Origin of the sequence: Thalassotalea sp. SU-HH00458, assembly GCF_040362795.1 — a bacterium.
GTDB lineage: Bacteria > Pseudomonadota > Gammaproteobacteria > Enterobacterales > Alteromonadaceae > Thalassotalea_H > Thalassotalea_H castellviae.
Map to the genome: position 1 here is coordinate 137,297 of NZ_BAABWW010000008.1, position 16,826 is coordinate 154,122.

The window sequence follows — 16,826 nt, forward strand, 5'->3', positions numbered from 1 at the left end:
GTGTTTAACACTTAGCACTATCTATTTAAATTTTAAGGCAATGTTATCTTCACCCAACAAAATATTTAATTGATGCAATAATGCATCTGCTGGAGTAACTCGCCATTGTACGCCCAATTCTAGCATAGCTTGTGCTTCATCTCTTTGATAAAAAACACGTATCGGACAAGTGCCATCTTTATACGGTGTCAGCACTTGCGTTAATTCTTCAATAAAGGTCTGTGAAATAGCATTTCGATCCACCTGTAAATCCAACGAGGTTACATAATTTTCACGGGCATCAGCAATTGTCATGATATCTCGGCCGGTCATTGTAAGGCCTCCGGAGTAATCATCAAAGCTGACCTGTCCACTACAGACTAAAATTGCGTCGGTAACCAGTAAATCGGCAAAGGTATCATAGTCATCAGGAAATAACCTTACATCCATTCTGGCACTTTTATCATCTAGGGTTACCAATGCCCAGCGACGACCTCGTTTGTTTACTAATACTCGAACGCCAAGTACTAATCCTACGGCAGTAGCGGTTCTATCTTTGCCCGTGGGTTGCATACCAACCAATCTGGCTGAAGCATATTTTTTAATCTCAGATAAATAACGATTGATCGGATGCCCTGTGAGATATAAACCTAAGGTTTCTTTTTCGCCATCAAGCCACACTTCTTCTTGCCACATAGGCACATCTTTAAAGGCTTGACGAGTATCTTCTGGCTCTTCATTGATCAAACCAAACAAATCGTCTTGCCCTAACGATTGTGCTTTAGCGTGCTGTTCTGCTGCTTTAATAGCGTCAGGTAATGTTTCGAATAACGCCGCACGATGCGGACCTTCTTTACCATTAGGATTGACTTTAGGACCAAGCGCATCCATCGCACCTGATTTTATCAACCTTTCTAAGACACGTTTATTGGTTTTCTTTAAATCAAGTCGCGCACAAAAATCAAATAAATCGACAAAGTCACCGCCTTCTTCTCTAGCAGCAATTATGGCTTCAATAGGCCCCTCTCCAACACCTTTAACGGCACCAATACCATAAACGATTTGATTGTCATCATTAACGGTAAATTTGTACTGACCGCTATTGACATCAGGCGGCAGTAAATCAATGCCCATGTTTTTACATTCATCAACTAAGGTGACGATTTTATCCGTGTTATCCATATCAGCAGACATCACGGCAGCCATAAATGGTGCTGGATAATGCGCTTTCATCCATAATGTTTGATATGACACTAACGCATATGCGGCGGAGTGAGACTTGTTAAAACCATAACCCGCGAACTTTTCTACTAAATCGAAAATTTTCATCGCAAGTTCGCCATCAACACCACGATTGATCGCACCTTGTTCAAAACCTGCACGTTGTTTGGCCATTTCTTCAGGCTTTTTCTTACCCATAGCACGACGTAGCATATCAGCACCGCCGAGTGTATAACCGGCAAGTACTTGAGCAATTTGCATGACTTGCTCTTGATATAAAATAATACCGTAAGTCGGTTCTAATATTGGTTTCAGATCTTCGTGCTGCCAAGTAGCGTCAGGATAGCTAACCTCTTCTCGACCGTGTTTACGTTCAATAAAGTTATCTACCATCCCTGATTGTAAAGGGCCGGGTCTAAACAGTGCTACTAAGGCGATAATATCTTCAAAACAGTCAGGCTTTAGTTTATCGATAAGTGACTTCATGCCACTTGATTCAAGCTGGAAGACCGCTGTAGTTTCCGATTTCAATAACAATGAAAACGACTTTTTATCATCGAGTGGAATTGAAGCAATATCAATGGGTTCTTTACCCGCTTTTAACAGTTTGCTATCAGCCATTTCTATGGCCCATTGCAAAATAGTTAAGGTTCTTAAACCTAAGAAATCGAATTTTACTAAGCCAGCATCTTCAACGTCATTTTTATCAAATTGGGTAACCGGATTTTTACCTTCATCATCACAATATAATGGTGCGAAATCAGTTATGGTAGTGGGTGAAATCACCACACCACCTGCATGTTTACCTGCATTTCTTGTTGTGCCTTCCAGTATACGGCACATATCAATTAAATCTTTTACTTCGTTATCTTGAGCATATGCTTCAGGCAGTTTTGGCTCGGCTTCAAAAGCTTTAGCCAAAGTCATGCCCGGATCAGGCGGCACCAATTTTGAAATACGATCAACAAAACCGTATGGATGGCCTAATACACGGCCTACATCACGAATAACCGCTTTTGCCGCCATCGTTCCAAAAGTGATGATTTGCGATACCGCATCTCGGCCATAAAGCTCTGCGGTATGATCGATGACTTCATCTCGCCGGTCCATACAAAAATCCACATCGAAATCAGGCATAGATACCCGTTCAGGGTTCAAGAAACGCTCGAATAGTAAATCATATTCAAGTGGATCTAAGTCGGTGATTTTTTGTGCATATGCCACCAACGAACCCGCCCCCGAACCACGACCTGGACCTACAGGGATATTGTTATCTTTACTCCACTGGATAAACTCCATAACGATCAAGAAATACCCCGGAAACCCCATATTATTAATAACATCGAGTTCGGTTTTTAAGCGTTCATCATATGGTTTTCTTTTCTCGGCAAAGTCGGGGGCGTCTTTATCAAATAAAAATTCAAGACGCTCTTGTAAACCGTCTTCAGAAACTTTCACGAGGTAATCTTCTATCGATAACCCTTCGGTTGGAAAGTCTGGTAATACATATTCACCAAGTGTGACAGTAACATTACAACGCTTGGCAATTTCTATCGTATTTTCAATGGCTTCTGGAATGTCTTGAAATTGCTCAATCATTTCCTCTTCTGTGCGAAGGTATTGTTCTGGACTATATTTTTTAGGTCGACGTTTATCATCTAAAGTAAAGCCATCGTGGATGGCGACTCGGATCTCATGAGCATCGAATAAATCAGCAGAGAGAAACACCACTTCATTGGTGGCCACCACTGGCAAATGTGTATTCCGAGCGAGTTCAACCGCTAAGTGCAGGTAGTTTTCTTCATTTTCACGACCCGTTCTAATTAATTCTAAATAAAAATGATCTGGAAAATATTGTTGATAAAACGCGACCATCCCATTAACGAGATCATGATTACCTTTAACGAGTGCGAGACCAATATCCCCTTCTCTACCGCCAGATAATAAAATTAATCCTTCGGCATATTCAATTAACCAGTTTTTGTCGATTACCGCTTTACCTTGAATGTGACCTCGTAAATACGCTTTCGACATTATTTCTGTTAAATTTTTATAGCCTTTGTTATTTTTAGCGAGGATCACTAAACGAGATAATTCATCGCCAAGTTCGTCACTTTTTACCCAAAAGTCACTACCGATGATTGGTTTTAAACCTGCGCCATGCGCCGCGTGATAAAACTTAACCAGACCACACATATTCGTTTGGTCTGTTAACGCTATGGCAGGCATTTTATGCTCTGCCGCTTTAGCAACAATGGGTTTGACTTTATTTAGGCCATCACACATCGAAAAATCACTATGCACACGAAGATGAACAAACTTAGGCGCTTGTTCGTTGGTGGTTTCTTCGGACTCTACAGACTGATGTTCTAATTCGGACATTTTTGATTCTACAACGCTATATTTTTATTAGATATGATTAGCGATAACAGCAGCTACGGGTTTAAAACTTTTTCGATAACAGTCTAACACACCGTATTCAATTATCTTCTCTAAATGTGCTTTTGTTGGATAACCTTTGTGTTGTGCAAAACCATACTGGGGATAACATTTATCTAACGCTATCATTTCGTCATCTCGAGCGACTTTGGCGATAATTGATGCAGCACTTATCTCTGCCACTCTCGCATCCCCTTTGACGACAGACTGACTCGTAATTTGGCCACTTTCATGATGAAAACTCGGTGAACGGTTGCCATCCACTAGCACATAATCAGGTTCAATCGTTAACCCTTGTACGGCACGTTGCATCGCTAACATGGTGGCATGTAAAATATTTAAGGTATCAATTTCTTCAGGTGTCGCACGGCCAATCGACCACGCCAGCGCTTTTTCTTTAATTTCTTCGGATAACGTTTGGCGTTTTTTCTCCGATAACTTTTTAGAATCCATTAAACCCTCAATAGGATTATCGGGATCTAAAATCACGGCAGCGGTAACCACATCTCCAACTAACGGTCCTCTGCCAACTTCGTCGACACCAGCAATACAATAAGCAATGGGATATTCAAAAGGCGCCATTTCAGCTTTCACTTTAGTCATGTACGTTTTACTCGTTAACGGTTGAAATAACGTGAGAAAAATTATCTGGCAATAAATTTATGACCGCTTCGGCAGATTTTTCACTAGCATTTTGCTGTAAGCTTTGATGAATAGTCATATATGCTTGATTGAGCTCAGATTGATCTTTGTATAACCTTTCCTTCACTAACGGTAATATGTTTTCAACACATACATCTTGTTGTAATAATTCAGGCACTAAGGTTTTATTCGCTAATAAATTTGGTAATGAAAACCACTGTAGCTTAACCATTAATTTCGCAATGATAAAAGTAACAAAGTTAAATTTATAACAAATAATCATCGGACGTTTTATCAAGGCGGCTTCAAGGGTAACCGTACCTGATGCGGTTAAAAGGCAATCACTTGCGGCCATCACTTGTTGAGTGTTATTGATAATCACTTGTACCGGCAAATCAGGCGCAATGTCATTTTTAAGTTGGTTAAACTGCGCAGCTCTTTTTTCACTGATCATAGGGGCCACAAAAATCAACGAATCGTCTTGAGTTAATAACTGCTGTGCTGTTTGTAAAAAAGGTGCCACTAAACGTGATAATTCACCGCCACGACTTCCCGGCATCAATGCGAGTATTTTACTTTTCTCGGGAAGTGACAGTTCACTTCTTGCTAAAGCTTTATCGGACGTTAATGGAATATCATCGGCTAAAGGGTGCCCAACAAAAGTACAAGGCACATTGTGTTGATCATAAAAGGTTTTTTCAAACGGTAATAAAGACAACACCATATTCGTGGCTTTAGCTATCTTAAAAATACGTTTTTGTCGCCAAGCCCAAACGCTGGGGCTGACATAATGAACCGTTTTGATCCCTTGCTCTTTTAATTGTTGTTCTAAACGTAAATTAAAATCGGGTGCATCAATGCCAATAAAGACATCGGGGTGATTAGCAGAAAAATATTCTACAAGATTATCTTTGACATGAAATAGACGTTTCAACCGTCCTAATACTTCGAAGATCCCCATCACGGAAAGCTCTTCCATATCAAACAAACTTTCAAAACCAAGCGCCAACATTTTGGGGCCACCAATGCCAATAAACTTGGCATTCGGGAATCGTTTTAAAAGCGCGGTCATAAGACCTGCGCCTAAGGTATCACCCGAGTGTTCGCCTACAACGATGGCAAACACAGGAGATTGAGCAGCTGGTGTTTTAATGTCAGTATCTGAATTCATCATTCAGACGTTTAACGGATAATTCCGCGTTGTGAAGATTCAATAAAATCAGTAAATAGTTGTAGTTCTCGACTATTTTCACTGCCTTCTTTTATCTCTTTCATTGCCACTTCAACCGTCAAACCTTGACGATAAACTTTACGATAAGCTTGTTTGATACTGCGAATGGTTTCAGCCGTAAAGCCTCTTCGTTTTAAACCTTCTGCATTTAAGCCATAAGGTTTCGCTGCATTACCTGAAGCCATCACATAAGGAGGAATATCTTTTAGTACTAATGAAGTAGCAGCGACAAAACTATGCGCACCAATATGACAAAATTGATGTACACCAGACATACCGCCTAATATAGCATGATCACCAACATGAACATGCCCGGCAATTGACGCATTATTCGCTAAAATACAGTTATTACCCACCATACAATCATGAGCAACATGTGTGTATGCCATAAATAAATTATTATTGCCTATCTGCGTGATGCCTTGATCTTGGATCGTGCCACGGTGAATCGTACATGATTCACGAAAAACATTATTATCACCAATAATTAATTCCGTTGGTTCTCCAGCATATTTCAAGTCTTGACAATCTTCACCAATAGAAGCGAATTGAAAGATACGGTTACCTTTACCCATTCGAGTCGGGCCGTTAATCACCACATTAGCACTAATGTGACAATCATCCCCTATCACGACATTTTTACTGATATATGTCCAAGGTCCGATAGTGACATTGTTGCCAATGACCGCACCTTCTTCAATGATTGCTTGTTCATGAATCAAATGAATTTGCTCCTATTAAGCGATTACAACTTACGACGTGCACACATTAAATCGGCAGAGCAGACAACTTTGCCATCAACTTTTGCTTCGCCGTAAAATTTCCACATGCCTCGACGTTCTTTGACAAATTCCACATGTAAATGCATGGTATCCCCTGGGACTACTGGCTTTTTAAACTTGGCATTATCAATTGATGCGAATAAATACATTTCATCATCTTCACGCCCTTGTGTAGTTTTAAAACCTAGTACGCCGGTTGCTTGTGCTAACGCTTCAAGAATGAGTACGCCTGGAAAAATAGCTAACTCAGGAAAATGCCCTGTAAAAACAGGCTCATTAAAGGTGACATTTTTAATAGCGTGTAACCATTTACCTGCTTCGTAATCTAACACACGATCGACAAGTAACATCGGGTAACGATGTGGGATTAATGTTTGAATTTCTTGAACATCAATAACGTTTTTTTGCGATTCCAAATCACTGTCCTTCTTATTGACTGAGTAGCAGCGAAAGTTAAATGCGTAATAAATTTACGACGAACTTTCGCCTTTTAATAAAGATATTTCTTTTTCTAATGCTTTTATTTTTTTATTGGTCGACTCAAGTTTACGTATTCTTGCATTGGTTTTCTGCCATTCTTTATTCGATTGAACAGGTAAACCAGATGAGTATACCCCACTTTCTGTGATGTTTTTAGTCACCATTGCAAAGCCTGTAAAGACACAACCATCAGCAACAGTAATATGCCCATTGATGCCAACCATTCCTGCAATTGTACAATTTTTACCTATCACTGTACTGCCAGCAATCACACTACATGCCGCCATGGCAGTATTTTCGCCAATAACCACGTTATGCGCAATTTGTATTTGATTATCTAAGATCACACCATCATGAATAATCGTATCGTCTAACGCCCCGCGATCAATGGTAGTGCTTGCACCTATTTCAACATTATTACCAACAATCACTGAGCCTAATTGAGGTATTTTAAGCCAATTTCCCTGATGATTTGCATAACCAAAGCCATCAGAGCCGATAACCGTATTCGCCTGAATTAAACAGTTCTCGCCAATCTCAACCCGATGATAAATAGATACATTGGCCCAAAGGGAGGTTTGTTTACCTATTTTAGCCTGCTTGCCAATAAAGCAACCGGCACCAATCGATACCCCCTCAGCTAATTCAACACCGGACTCAATAACGGCATTTGCACCGATGGAAACATTCGCCCCAATAATTGCACTTGCATCGACTACTGCAGACGGATGAACGGTATTTGCAGTTCTTGGCGTTGTATCTAATAGTTGAGCAAGTAGTGCATATCCCATATAAGGATTAGCCATCACTAATGCATTGGTATGACAATCAGCGAGGCAATCTTCAGTGATAATAACGGCACTTGCTTTGGTTTCACTTAATTGCTGACGATATTTCACATTCGACAAAAAAGCAATTTGACCAGCTTTTGCATTTAATAAAGTGGCAATACTATTAATTAAACAAGTGTCATCTCCGTGAACACTCGCGCCTATTTTATCGGCAAGTTCTTTAAGTGTATAACTCATCTATCGCGTTTTCTTCATTAAAGGGATTTAAGTGTTCAATAACTAGTTTAAGCTATTAATTATTGAAAAAGAAATAAAAAGATACGTTACTTTGACAAAGTAACGTATCTTTAAAAGTTTAGCTTTTTAATTAAAATAAATAACCTGACATTAAGTAGGTGAGTTTATTATTTAATTTTGCTCACTTGCTCAACGACTTGATCAGTAATACTAGTTTCTGGTTTAGCAAATACTACCGCTTTTTGTTCTAGCACTAAGTCATAATTACCTTTTGCCGCAATACCATCAATCGCTTGACGAACTAAAGCAACAATTTTATTTGTTTCTTCATTTTGGCGAGCACCAGCTTTTTGCTGTAAGTCTTTACCTTTAAGTTGGTAGTCTTGGTAAAAAGTCGCAATTTTCGTATCTAGTTCTTCAATTTCTTTTTTACTCATTAAAGAAGAGTCACGTTGTTTCTTTTCTTGGTAATACTTAATATCTTTTTCAAGTTGAGTAAGTTCTGCTTTAGCGTCTTTAAATTCAGCTTCTAAGCTTTGCATAACAGCAGCAGTTTGTGGAATTTTACCCATAACTTCTTGGAAATTAACCACGGCAATTTTTTGCTCAGCAGCCATTGCTGCACTTGATAATAACGCCCCTGATGCAACTGTTGCTAGCGCAATTGATTTAAATAGTTTTTTCAATTTCTTCTCCTAACTTAAAGATATTCTTTACACATTTTTAATTATATTGGGATCGATTAGCCGTTTAAAAGGTTTGACCGATATTAAAGTTGAAGAATTTGGTGTCATCACCCTCTTCTTCTTTTAGCGTCTTAGCAAAACTAAAGATCATTGGCCCCATTGGCGACAACCACTGAACAGACAAACCTGCTGAAGCACGATATCTTCCGACATCAGAATAGTCATCAATTTTAGCAAATTCTTTTGGTGCTAGATCTCGATAATCATTCATATCAAATTCTGTATCCCAAACATTACCAGCATCAACGAAGAAACTTGTCCGCACACTATTCGTAAAACCTTCGTCTAAGAATGGTGTTGGTACAATCAATTCTATACCTGCCAATGCAATAGCATTACCACCGACGGAACGTTGAGAACCATTCACAACATCGTGATCTGGTCCTAAACAACAACCGCCACCGCCAAGGGCATCAGGTGTGCCGGGGATAGATGTTGGGTAACGGAAGATAGCACGAGGACCGACAATATTGGTTTCAAAACCACGTAAGGTATCCGAACCACCACCTGCTCTAAAGTTTTCCCAAAATGGTAATACTTGGTCATTACCATTGATACTATCATACCCATTACCATAACCTAATTGTAAGCTTGTTTTAAAGCTCCAACCTCTGGCAATAGGGAAATACCATTTAGTATCTAAATTGATCTTAAAGTAATTGGTATCTGAATTTGGTGTCGTCATTTTATAAGATAAACTTTGCTGCGAACCTGCGGTTGGGAAAGTACCACGGTTTAAAGTACTACGTGAGATAGCAGCGGTTATATCAAAGTTATCAAATTTTAAACCTGCGTCAGGATCATTTGGATCTGAATATAATTCATAAAAGCTTTGAATTTGTTCATAAGTTTGTAAACGAGTAATACCATTACTCTTGTAGCCAACACCAAAATTCAAACGTACATATTCGTTGATTGGAAAACCAAAATTTAAACCAACGCCATATGTTTTATTATTATATTCAACTAAGTTTGCACTACCCGCATCAAACTCATTGTAGAAAATAGAACCACCTAACGAAATCGCATCAACCGTAAAGTATGGGTCAGTGTAGGACATATTAATACTGCGTGAATAACTAACGGTATTAATATTGACCGCTAAACGATTACCAGTTCCTAAAAAGTTATTTTGTTGGATACCCGCGTTCAAACTTAATTTAGTGGTTGAACCATAACCAATACCCGCAGTAAAAGAGCCGGATGGTTGTTCTTTAACGGTATATTCTATATCAACAAGATCATCTTCTTCTGGTAGTTGAATAGTTTCAAATTCAACTTCTTCCATATAAGGTAAACGTTGTAACCAGGCTTTAGAGCCTTCAACTAAACTATTGGATAACCACGCACCTTCCATTTGACGCATCTCACGACGAAGTACGCGATCTGCGGTAACATGATTACCTTTGAAATTAATACGATTAACATAAATTCGCTTACCAGGATCGACTGAGATACTTAGTTTGACGGTTTTATCTTCTTCATTGATTTCAGGAATGGTCGTTACTTTAGGATACGCATAGCCAAAACGACCTAAAAATTTACTGATCGTTTCTTCGGTATAAGTTACTTCAGCGCCGTTATATAATTTATCAGCACGCAACGGATTGATCGCTCGAATGGTGCCTTCAAAGCCTGCCATATCACCAACAAAATCAACTTCACTCACGGTATATTGTTCACCTTCAGTTACGTTGAGCGTAATATACACCGCTTTTTTATCAGGAGTCATGGAGACTTGTGTTGAATCAACTTTATACTGTAGGTAACCGCGATCTAAGTAGTAACTTTCTATGGTTTCCATATCGCCTTGCAGGGTTTGCTTTTGATAGCGATCTTGCGCCATAAAATCCCACCAAGGAGAGTCAAAGGTTAGCTCTGCCTTATCTAACAATGTTTCATCAGAAAATATTTCGTTACCAACAATATTTATTTGTTGGATAGAAGCAGCATCACCTTCAGTAAAAACAAACTTCAAATTCACACGGTTACGAGGCAAATGAGTTATTTCAGCTTTAACATCAGCATTGTATTTACCCACACTGTGATAAAAATCTTCTAAACCAACTTCTAGACCCGTAATAACAGTTTTATCTAACGTTTCACCAACGCGAATATCCGAGCCATCAAGACTTTCAATTAACTGCTCATCTTTAAGATCACTGTTACCTTCAAAGGTGATTTCACTGATAGTTTCACGTTCTCTCACTTTAAAAATAACGCGTTGACCATCTCTAAAAACAGCAATATCGTTAAAGTGACCTGATTTATATAAGGCTTTAATTGATTGTGAAATGCGGAAATCATTGAGTGTATCACCGACATTAAAAGGTATATGAGTTAACGCTGCACCTAATGCAACACGCTGTAGACCTTTAACTTGAATATCTTCTACTTGAAATTCTTCTGCAGCTTGAGCTGTTGTACCTAAAGTACCTAACAGAACCGCTAGGGCAATTTTTTTAATCATCATAAAATATAAACTTAACTACTTCTTCTTATTTATAATCGCGATAAATCGTTAAACAATGCGATACTCATTAACCCTAATAACGCTAGTGTACCAAATTTAAATCCAATTTCTTGAATTTTTTCTGGCACTGGTCTACCGGTAAAAAGCTCTATAACGTAATAAACTAAATGCCCGCCATCAAGTACTGGCACAGGTAAAAGGTTTATTATCCCTAAATTAATACTTATTAAGGCTAAAAAGCCTAAAAAATATACCAATCCATAACCCGCATGATCACCAGCACCTTGTGCGATTGAAATCGGGCCACTTAAATTTTTAACTGAAACATCGCCAGTGATTAATTTACCAATCATCTTAAAACTCAAGACAATCAGCTGCCATGTTTTATCTAAACTCTGACTGATGGCATCAATAGGCCCATAAGATAATTCAAATTGATATTCTTTTGGGTATGGATCAGACTTTGACGCTAAGCCTAAATAACCTATCAACTGCTCATTTCTTTCAATGCTATCTGGAATCGCAGTCAATTGTTCAATACGACCTTCACGTTCAACTTCAATCACAATTTCTTGATTAGGGAATTGTTTAATTTGTTCAGAAAAAATTTGCCATTGGTTATTTACCGCAATTCCATTAACCGATATTGGCTGATCACCGATTTTTAATCCCGCCCGTTCTGCTGGACTATCTTTAGCAATAACCACAATTTCATTATGAACTTTTGGTCTAAATGGCATTAAACCAATACTTTCAATGGCGGAAGTTTTTTCTGGTGAAAACTGCCAATCACGGGTATCTAGTTGGTGACTTACCGCTGATGCGCTGTCTTTGTTTACCGTTTTAATCACTAAACGAGGTTCGCCAATATTCGCTACTAAGGCTAAATTCACATCTTGCCAATCTCGTGTGGCTTGTCCTGCTATCTCGACAATTTCACTTTGACTCGTGATTTGTCCTTTCGCAGCGATCGATTGTGGTGTCACTTCTCCAACAATGGGCTTTACGCTAGGCATACCTAATAGAAACATTAAGTAAAAAGCAAAAATTGCAAAAACAAAGTTTGCTAAAGGGCCCGCAGCCACTATCGCAATACGCTGATAAACTGTTTTACTGTTAAAAGTTTTATCTTTATCTTGGGGAGCAACTTCATCAACTCGCTCATCAAGCATTTTAACGTAGCCACCTAAGGGAATCAGCGCTACCACATATTCTGTCCCTTGTTTATCTGTTTTGCGCCAAATAGCTTTACCAAAACCGATAGAGAAACGTTCAACTTTAACTTTATTTCTTCTAGCCACCCAAAAATGGCCGTACTCATGCACGGTTATTAAAATACCTAATGCAATAACAAATGAAGATAAATTCCAAATAAAATCAATCACTAAACTATATTACCTTATCTTCATTCAAACGATTTTTACCCGTTAATTGTTTGACAATTTCTTGAGCATATTCTCTGGCTGACATATCTAAAGAAAGTACTTCATCAATATTTACTATCCTTTCTGAGACAAATTTTTTCACAGAAGTTTCATTTATTTTATAAATATCAGTAAATTTTATCTGATTGTTCAAAAAGGCATCAACGGCTATTTCATTTGCAGCATTTAAAGCCGTACAAGCACCTTGTCCTTGCTTACACGCTTCTATAGCAAGTTTTAAATTAGGGTAGCGTTCAAAATCAGGTTGTTCAAAATCAAAGGAAGGTGTATTAAAAAAGTCTAATGGCTCAACTCCTGCTTCAATACGCTCAGGAAATGCTAATGCATGCGCTATGGGTGTTCGCATATCAGGATTGCCCATTTGTGCGATAACCGAACCATCTTTATATTGAACCATTGAATGGATAGTACTTTGGGGATGAAGCACAACTTGAATATCGTCAGCTTCAACATTAAAAAGCCATTTGGCTTCAATAAACTCCAACCCTTTATTCATCATGGTGGCTGAATCTACCGAAATTTTTCTACCCATTTCCCAATTGGGATGCGCACAAGCTTGATCAGGCGTAACGGCTGTTAACTCATCAATAGCTTTCGTTCTAAAAGGTCCACCTGAGCCGGTCAGTAAAATTTTACTGACGCCATTTTCACTTAATTGACAAGTCCCGACATTTTGCTGCGCCATACTTGGCAAACTTTGAAAAATTGCATTGTGTTCACTGTCGATAGGTAATAACTCGGCGCCAGAGACTTTAACGGCATCAATAAATATTTGCCCAGATGTCACTAAAGCTTCTTTATTAGCCAATAAAACCCGTTTACCTTTTTTCACAGCGGCTAATGTTGGCATTAATCCCGAAGCTCCAACAATAGCGGCCATGACCGTATCTATCTGATCTGATTGAGCAATCGAAGTTAAAGCATCGATACCTGAGAGTACTTGAATTTTGTCGAGCCCTAAGGCGGATAACTTTTGAGTAAGTAGTTTTGCGGATTCTTGACAAACCATCACCACAACGCTTGGACTAAATTCACGGCATTGAGCTAATAACTGCTCAACATTTTTATTGGCGGACAAAGAATAAATGGAAAATTTTTCAGGGTGAAGCCTGACAACTTCTAAGGTATTAACACCAATAGAGCCCGTTGAGCCTAATATGCAGAGTTTACGCTTTGTCATGAATAAAATAACCTACCAACCAAGGTATGCATAACATAACGCATAAATAGGAGCGGTAGCGGTTAAACTGTCAATTCGGTCTAATATCCCACCATGACCGGGTAAGATGGTACCACTGTCTTTTATACCCGCTTGACGTTTAAACATACTTTCATTTAAATCCCCTAAAACAGAAATAGTAGTGATGATAACCGTGACGCCAAGTACTAAAATAAATTGTTGCTGTGTCCAACCCAAATTAGCGCCAGCAATGGCTACTAAAATACACGCAAAGATTACCCCGCCAATAAAACCTTCCATTGTTTTACCTGGACTAACATTAGGCATTAACTTATGTTTGCCAATAGATTTACCGACAAAATAAGCGCCAACATCAGCACTCCATACCATTAGGAATAAAAACATGATCAGTTGTGCGCCTTGATAAGGATCTACTTCATAATCATTCGCTCTTAAAACGACAAACGCTAACCAAGTTGGAACAAGCGTTAACCAACCAAAGACTCCGCGAATAGAACGATGACTTGACCAAAAAGCACTATAGCGAGGATATAAGAATGTTAAAGCCGCTGATAATAACCACCATGCGACGGCAACCCATAAAATTGCCTGAATAGTTGAATTTAGTTCCGCTTGCGCATCCCATAAACTCATTAAGGGGAAATAATACCAAATGGCTTTAATTAGAATAATCGTTGTAATCACAAAGGCGATACGACGACGTTTATTTTCAAAGCCCATTAAAGGACCCCATTCCCATGCACCAATAGCCATCACGGCGGCAATGAAAATAGAAAAGTATTCTAGCGACATATAAAATATAGCTGCAATAGCCAATGGCGCTAATAATAATGCTGTTATAATACGTTGTTTTAACAAACGAAACCCTTTTATAAATTTTAGTTTTTAGATTTTATTTTTTTATTCACTACGTTTAACTTGTTCGCCTGTTTGACCAAAACGTCTTTCTCGCTGATCAAAACACGCCATAGCGTTAAGTAACTCTTTTTCCTGGAAATCAGGCCATAATACTTCGGTAAAATAAAACTCTGCATAGGCAGCTTGCCAAAGTAAAAAGTTACTAATGCGATAATCGCCCCCAGTTCTGATCAATAAATCAAGTTCAGGTAAACCCGCTAAACTTGTTTGTTGATCAAATGATTGCTCAGTAATATCGTCAACGGACAACTCGCCATCGCTTACTTTTTGAGCGAGTTGCTTAGCCGCATGGGTAATATCCCAACGGCCGCCATAGTTAGCAGCGATAGACAGTACCATATCATTGTTGTTTTTTGTTAATTTTTCTGCTTCGTTGATTTTATTAATCAACTTATCTGAAAATCGACTAACATCGCCTATCACTTGAAATCGTATATTGTTTTTATGTAGTTTCTTAACTTCACGCGTTAAAACATACATAAAAAGATCCATTAATACACTGACTTCTTTTTCTGGTCTTTGCCAGTTTTCACTACTAAATGCAAAAAGAGTTAATGCTTTCACACCTTGCTTTCGTGCCGTAGATACCACAGCTCTAACCGACTCAACCCCGTTTTTATGTCCAACTACCCGTGTTTTGCCACGCTGTTGTGCCCAGCGCCCATTACCATCCATTATAATGGCAATATGTTTTGGAATAGCTGGATTATTTTCTGCTCGTTGTTGTTCGATCACACAAACTCCACTCATCAAACTTTTCTATCGCTAAATAAAAACGCCGTATTAATGTACATTAAATACGACGTTTTCAACTGATGTGATGAATTAAATTTCCATCAATTCAGCTTCTTTATCCGCTAAAATAGCATCAACTTGTTTAATATAAGTATCAGTAATTTTTTGTATTTCATCTTCCACTTGATGCATTTCATCATCACTGATTTCTTTTTCTTTGTTTAATGATTTTACATCTGAATTCGCATCACGGCGAATGTTACGGATGGCAATCTTACTGTTTTCACCTTCCCCTTTAACGACTTTAACTAAATCACGACGACGCTCTTCAGTTAACGGAGGTAACGGAATACGAATTAGTGTGCCTTGTGACATAGGGTTCAATCCTAAATCAGATGACATAATGGCTTTTTCTACCGCACTGATCATTGATTTATCAAACACTGTCACAGCAATAGTGCGTGCATCAGGAATAGAAATATTGCCCACTTGGTTCAACGGAGTATCAGAGCCGTAATATTCAATGGTAATATTATCAAGTAATGACGCATGCGCTCGACCCGTTCTTACTTTATTTAAATTGGTTTTAAACGCTTCAATACTTTTGCCCATTCTTTCTTGAGCATCTTGTTTTATTTCATTTAACACTTTGATAATCCTTAAAACTAATTACTTAAAAATACTAATCTAAATTTTTAGCGTGGTCGATGATTGTGCCTTCATCTTCGCCCATAATAACGGCTTTTAATGCACCAGGTTTATTCATATTAAATACACGGATCGGCATATTATGATCACGTGCTAGAGTAAAGGCAGCTAAGTCCATTACTTTTAATTCTTTTTCTAATACTTCTTGATAAGTTAAGTGACTGTATAATTCAGCGCTAGGGTCTTTAACAGGGTCTGCTGAATAAATACCGTCAACTTTCGTTGCTTTTAAAACAACGTCAGCTTCAATTTCTATGCCGCGTAAACATGCGGCTGAATCGGTTGTAAAAAACGGGTTACCCGTACCCGCACTGAAAATAACAACGCGACCTGATTTTAATAAACTTATCCCTTCAGCCCAATTATATCTATCACAAACACCGGCTAAATCAATGGCTGACATTAAACGAGCATTCACAAAAGCACGATGAAGTGCATCACGCATCGCTAAACCATTCATCACGGTAGCTAACATGCCCATTTGATCACCAACCACTCGGTTCATTCCTGCTTCAGCAAGCCCTGCACCTCTAAATAAATTACCACCGCCAATGACTAAACCAACTTGAATCCCCATTTCAATTAGCTCTTTAATTTCTTGAGCCATACGGTCTAAGATTTTCGGATCGATACCGAAACCTTCATCCCCCATCAGGGCTTCACCACTAAGTTTTAAAAGAATTCGACGATATGTAGGTTTTGGGTTGATGCTCATAGAGTATACATTCCTGATCTGAATTATAGATATAAAAAAGCCGCGGTCGAAATTAACCGCGGCTATTTTAATACGTTTATCGC

The 16,826-nt window shown here is 38.6% G+C and carries 14 protein-coding genes; all 14 read right to left on the minus strand.

Going from position 1 to position 16,826, the window contains the following annotated elements; genetic code table 11:
- Positions 1-21: 21 nt before the first annotated feature.
- Positions 22-3,582: a DNA polymerase III subunit alpha gene (gene dnaE, locus ABXH06_RS13495; RefSeq protein ID WP_311582644.1), complete on the minus strand. Its 3,561-nt coding sequence runs from the start codon at positions 3,580-3,582 to the stop codon at positions 22-24.
- A 27-nt stretch (positions 3,583-3,609) separates the two neighbouring features.
- Entirely contained in the window at positions 3,610-4,242 is a 633-nt protein-coding gene (gene rnhB, locus ABXH06_RS13500; protein ID WP_353518557.1) for a ribonuclease HII, read from the minus strand.
- A 7-nt stretch (positions 4,243-4,249) separates the two neighbouring features.
- Positions 4,250-5,455: a lipid-A-disaccharide synthase gene (lpxB, locus tag ABXH06_RS13505; RefSeq protein ID WP_353518558.1), complete on the minus strand. Its 1,206-nt coding sequence runs from the start codon at positions 5,453-5,455 to the stop codon at positions 4,250-4,252.
- Between the two features lie 8 nt (positions 5,456-5,463).
- The gene (gene lpxA / locus ABXH06_RS13510; protein WP_353518559.1) at positions 5,464-6,234 is read right to left on the minus strand and encodes an acyl-ACP--UDP-N-acetylglucosamine O-acyltransferase; all 771 of its coding nucleotides are present in this window, start codon (positions 6,232-6,234) and stop codon (positions 5,464-5,466) included.
- A 23-nt stretch (positions 6,235-6,257) separates the two neighbouring features.
- Positions 6,258-6,710: a 3-hydroxyacyl-ACP dehydratase FabZ gene (gene fabZ, locus ABXH06_RS13515; RefSeq protein ID WP_311582632.1), complete on the minus strand. Its 453-nt coding sequence runs from the start codon at positions 6,708-6,710 to the stop codon at positions 6,258-6,260.
- A 54-nt stretch (positions 6,711-6,764) separates the two neighbouring features.
- Positions 6,765-7,802, minus strand: a complete 1,038-nt coding sequence (gene lpxD, locus ABXH06_RS13520) for a UDP-3-O-(3-hydroxymyristoyl)glucosamine N-acyltransferase (protein WP_353518560.1) — start codon at positions 7,800-7,802, stop codon at positions 6,765-6,767.
- Positions 7,803-7,969: 167 nt separating this feature from the next.
- Positions 7,970-8,488, minus strand: a complete 519-nt coding sequence (locus ABXH06_RS13525) for an OmpH/Skp family outer membrane protein (RefSeq protein ID WP_353518561.1) — start codon at positions 8,486-8,488, stop codon at positions 7,970-7,972.
- A gap of 64 nt (positions 8,489-8,552) precedes the next feature.
- Positions 8,553-11,021, minus strand: coding sequence for an outer membrane protein assembly factor BamA (gene bamA / locus ABXH06_RS13530; RefSeq protein ID WP_311582623.1), 2,469 nt, complete (start codon positions 11,019-11,021; stop codon positions 8,553-8,555).
- A gap of 29 nt (positions 11,022-11,050) precedes the next feature.
- Complete coding sequence (gene rseP / locus ABXH06_RS13535) at positions 11,051-12,406, minus strand: sigma E protease regulator RseP (protein WP_353518562.1); 1,356 nt, start codon at positions 12,404-12,406, stop codon at positions 11,051-11,053.
- 4 nt (positions 12,407-12,410) lie between these two features.
- The gene (ispC, locus tag ABXH06_RS13540; RefSeq protein ID WP_353518563.1) at positions 12,411-13,646 is read right to left on the minus strand and encodes a 1-deoxy-D-xylulose-5-phosphate reductoisomerase; all 1,236 of its coding nucleotides are present in this window, start codon (positions 13,644-13,646) and stop codon (positions 12,411-12,413) included.
- A 12-nt stretch (positions 13,647-13,658) separates the two neighbouring features.
- Positions 13,659-14,525 (minus strand): phosphatidate cytidylyltransferase, encoded by an 867-nt coding sequence (locus ABXH06_RS13545; protein ID WP_353518564.1) that lies wholly within the window; start codon positions 14,523-14,525, stop codon positions 13,659-13,661.
- A gap of 42 nt (positions 14,526-14,567) precedes the next feature.
- On the minus strand, positions 14,568-15,335 hold the full coding sequence (gene uppS, locus ABXH06_RS13550) for an undecaprenyl pyrophosphate synthase (RefSeq protein WP_311582611.1): 768 nt from the start codon (positions 15,333-15,335) through the stop codon (positions 14,568-14,570).
- Between the two features lie 75 nt (positions 15,336-15,410).
- The gene (frr, locus tag ABXH06_RS13555) at positions 15,411-15,932 is read right to left on the minus strand and encodes a ribosome recycling factor (RefSeq protein WP_432280243.1); all 522 of its coding nucleotides are present in this window, start codon (positions 15,930-15,932) and stop codon (positions 15,411-15,413) included.
- Between the two features lie 70 nt (positions 15,933-16,002).
- Positions 16,003-16,743, minus strand: coding sequence for a UMP kinase (gene pyrH / locus ABXH06_RS13560; protein WP_303452880.1), 741 nt, complete (start codon positions 16,741-16,743; stop codon positions 16,003-16,005).
- Between the last annotated feature and the right edge of the window lie 83 nt (positions 16,744-16,826).

Coding starts and splice junctions, on each gene's coding strand:
- dnaE (WP_311582644.1), bottom strand. CDS start 3,582: ATGTCCGAATTAGAACATCAGTCTGTAGAGTCCGAAGAAACCACCAAC.
- rnhB (WP_353518557.1), bottom strand. CDS start 4,242: ATGACTAAAGTGAAAGCTGAAATGGCGCCTTTTGAATATCCCATTGCT.
- lpxB (WP_353518558.1), bottom strand. CDS start 5,455: ATGATGAATTCAGATACTGACATTAAAACACCAGCTGCTCAATCTCCT.
- lpxD (WP_353518560.1), bottom strand. CDS start 7,802: ATGAGTTATACACTTAAAGAACTTGCCGATAAAATAGGCGCGAGTGTT.
- bamA (WP_311582623.1), bottom strand. CDS start 11,021: ATGATGATTAAAAAAATTGCCCTAGCGGTTCTGTTAGGTACTTTAGGT.
- ispC (WP_353518563.1), bottom strand. CDS start 13,646: ATGACAAAGCGTAAACTCTGCATATTAGGCTCAACGGGCTCTATTGGT.
- uppS (WP_311582611.1), bottom strand. CDS start 15,335: ATGAGTGGAGTTTGTGTGATCGAACAACAACGAGCAGAAAATAATCCA.
- frr (WP_432280243.1), bottom strand. CDS start 15,932: ATGGGCAAAAGTATTGAAGCGTTTAAAACCAATTTAAATAAAGTAAGA.
- pyrH (WP_303452880.1), bottom strand. CDS start 16,743: ATGAGCATCAACCCAAAACCTACATATCGTCGAATTCTTTTAAAACTT.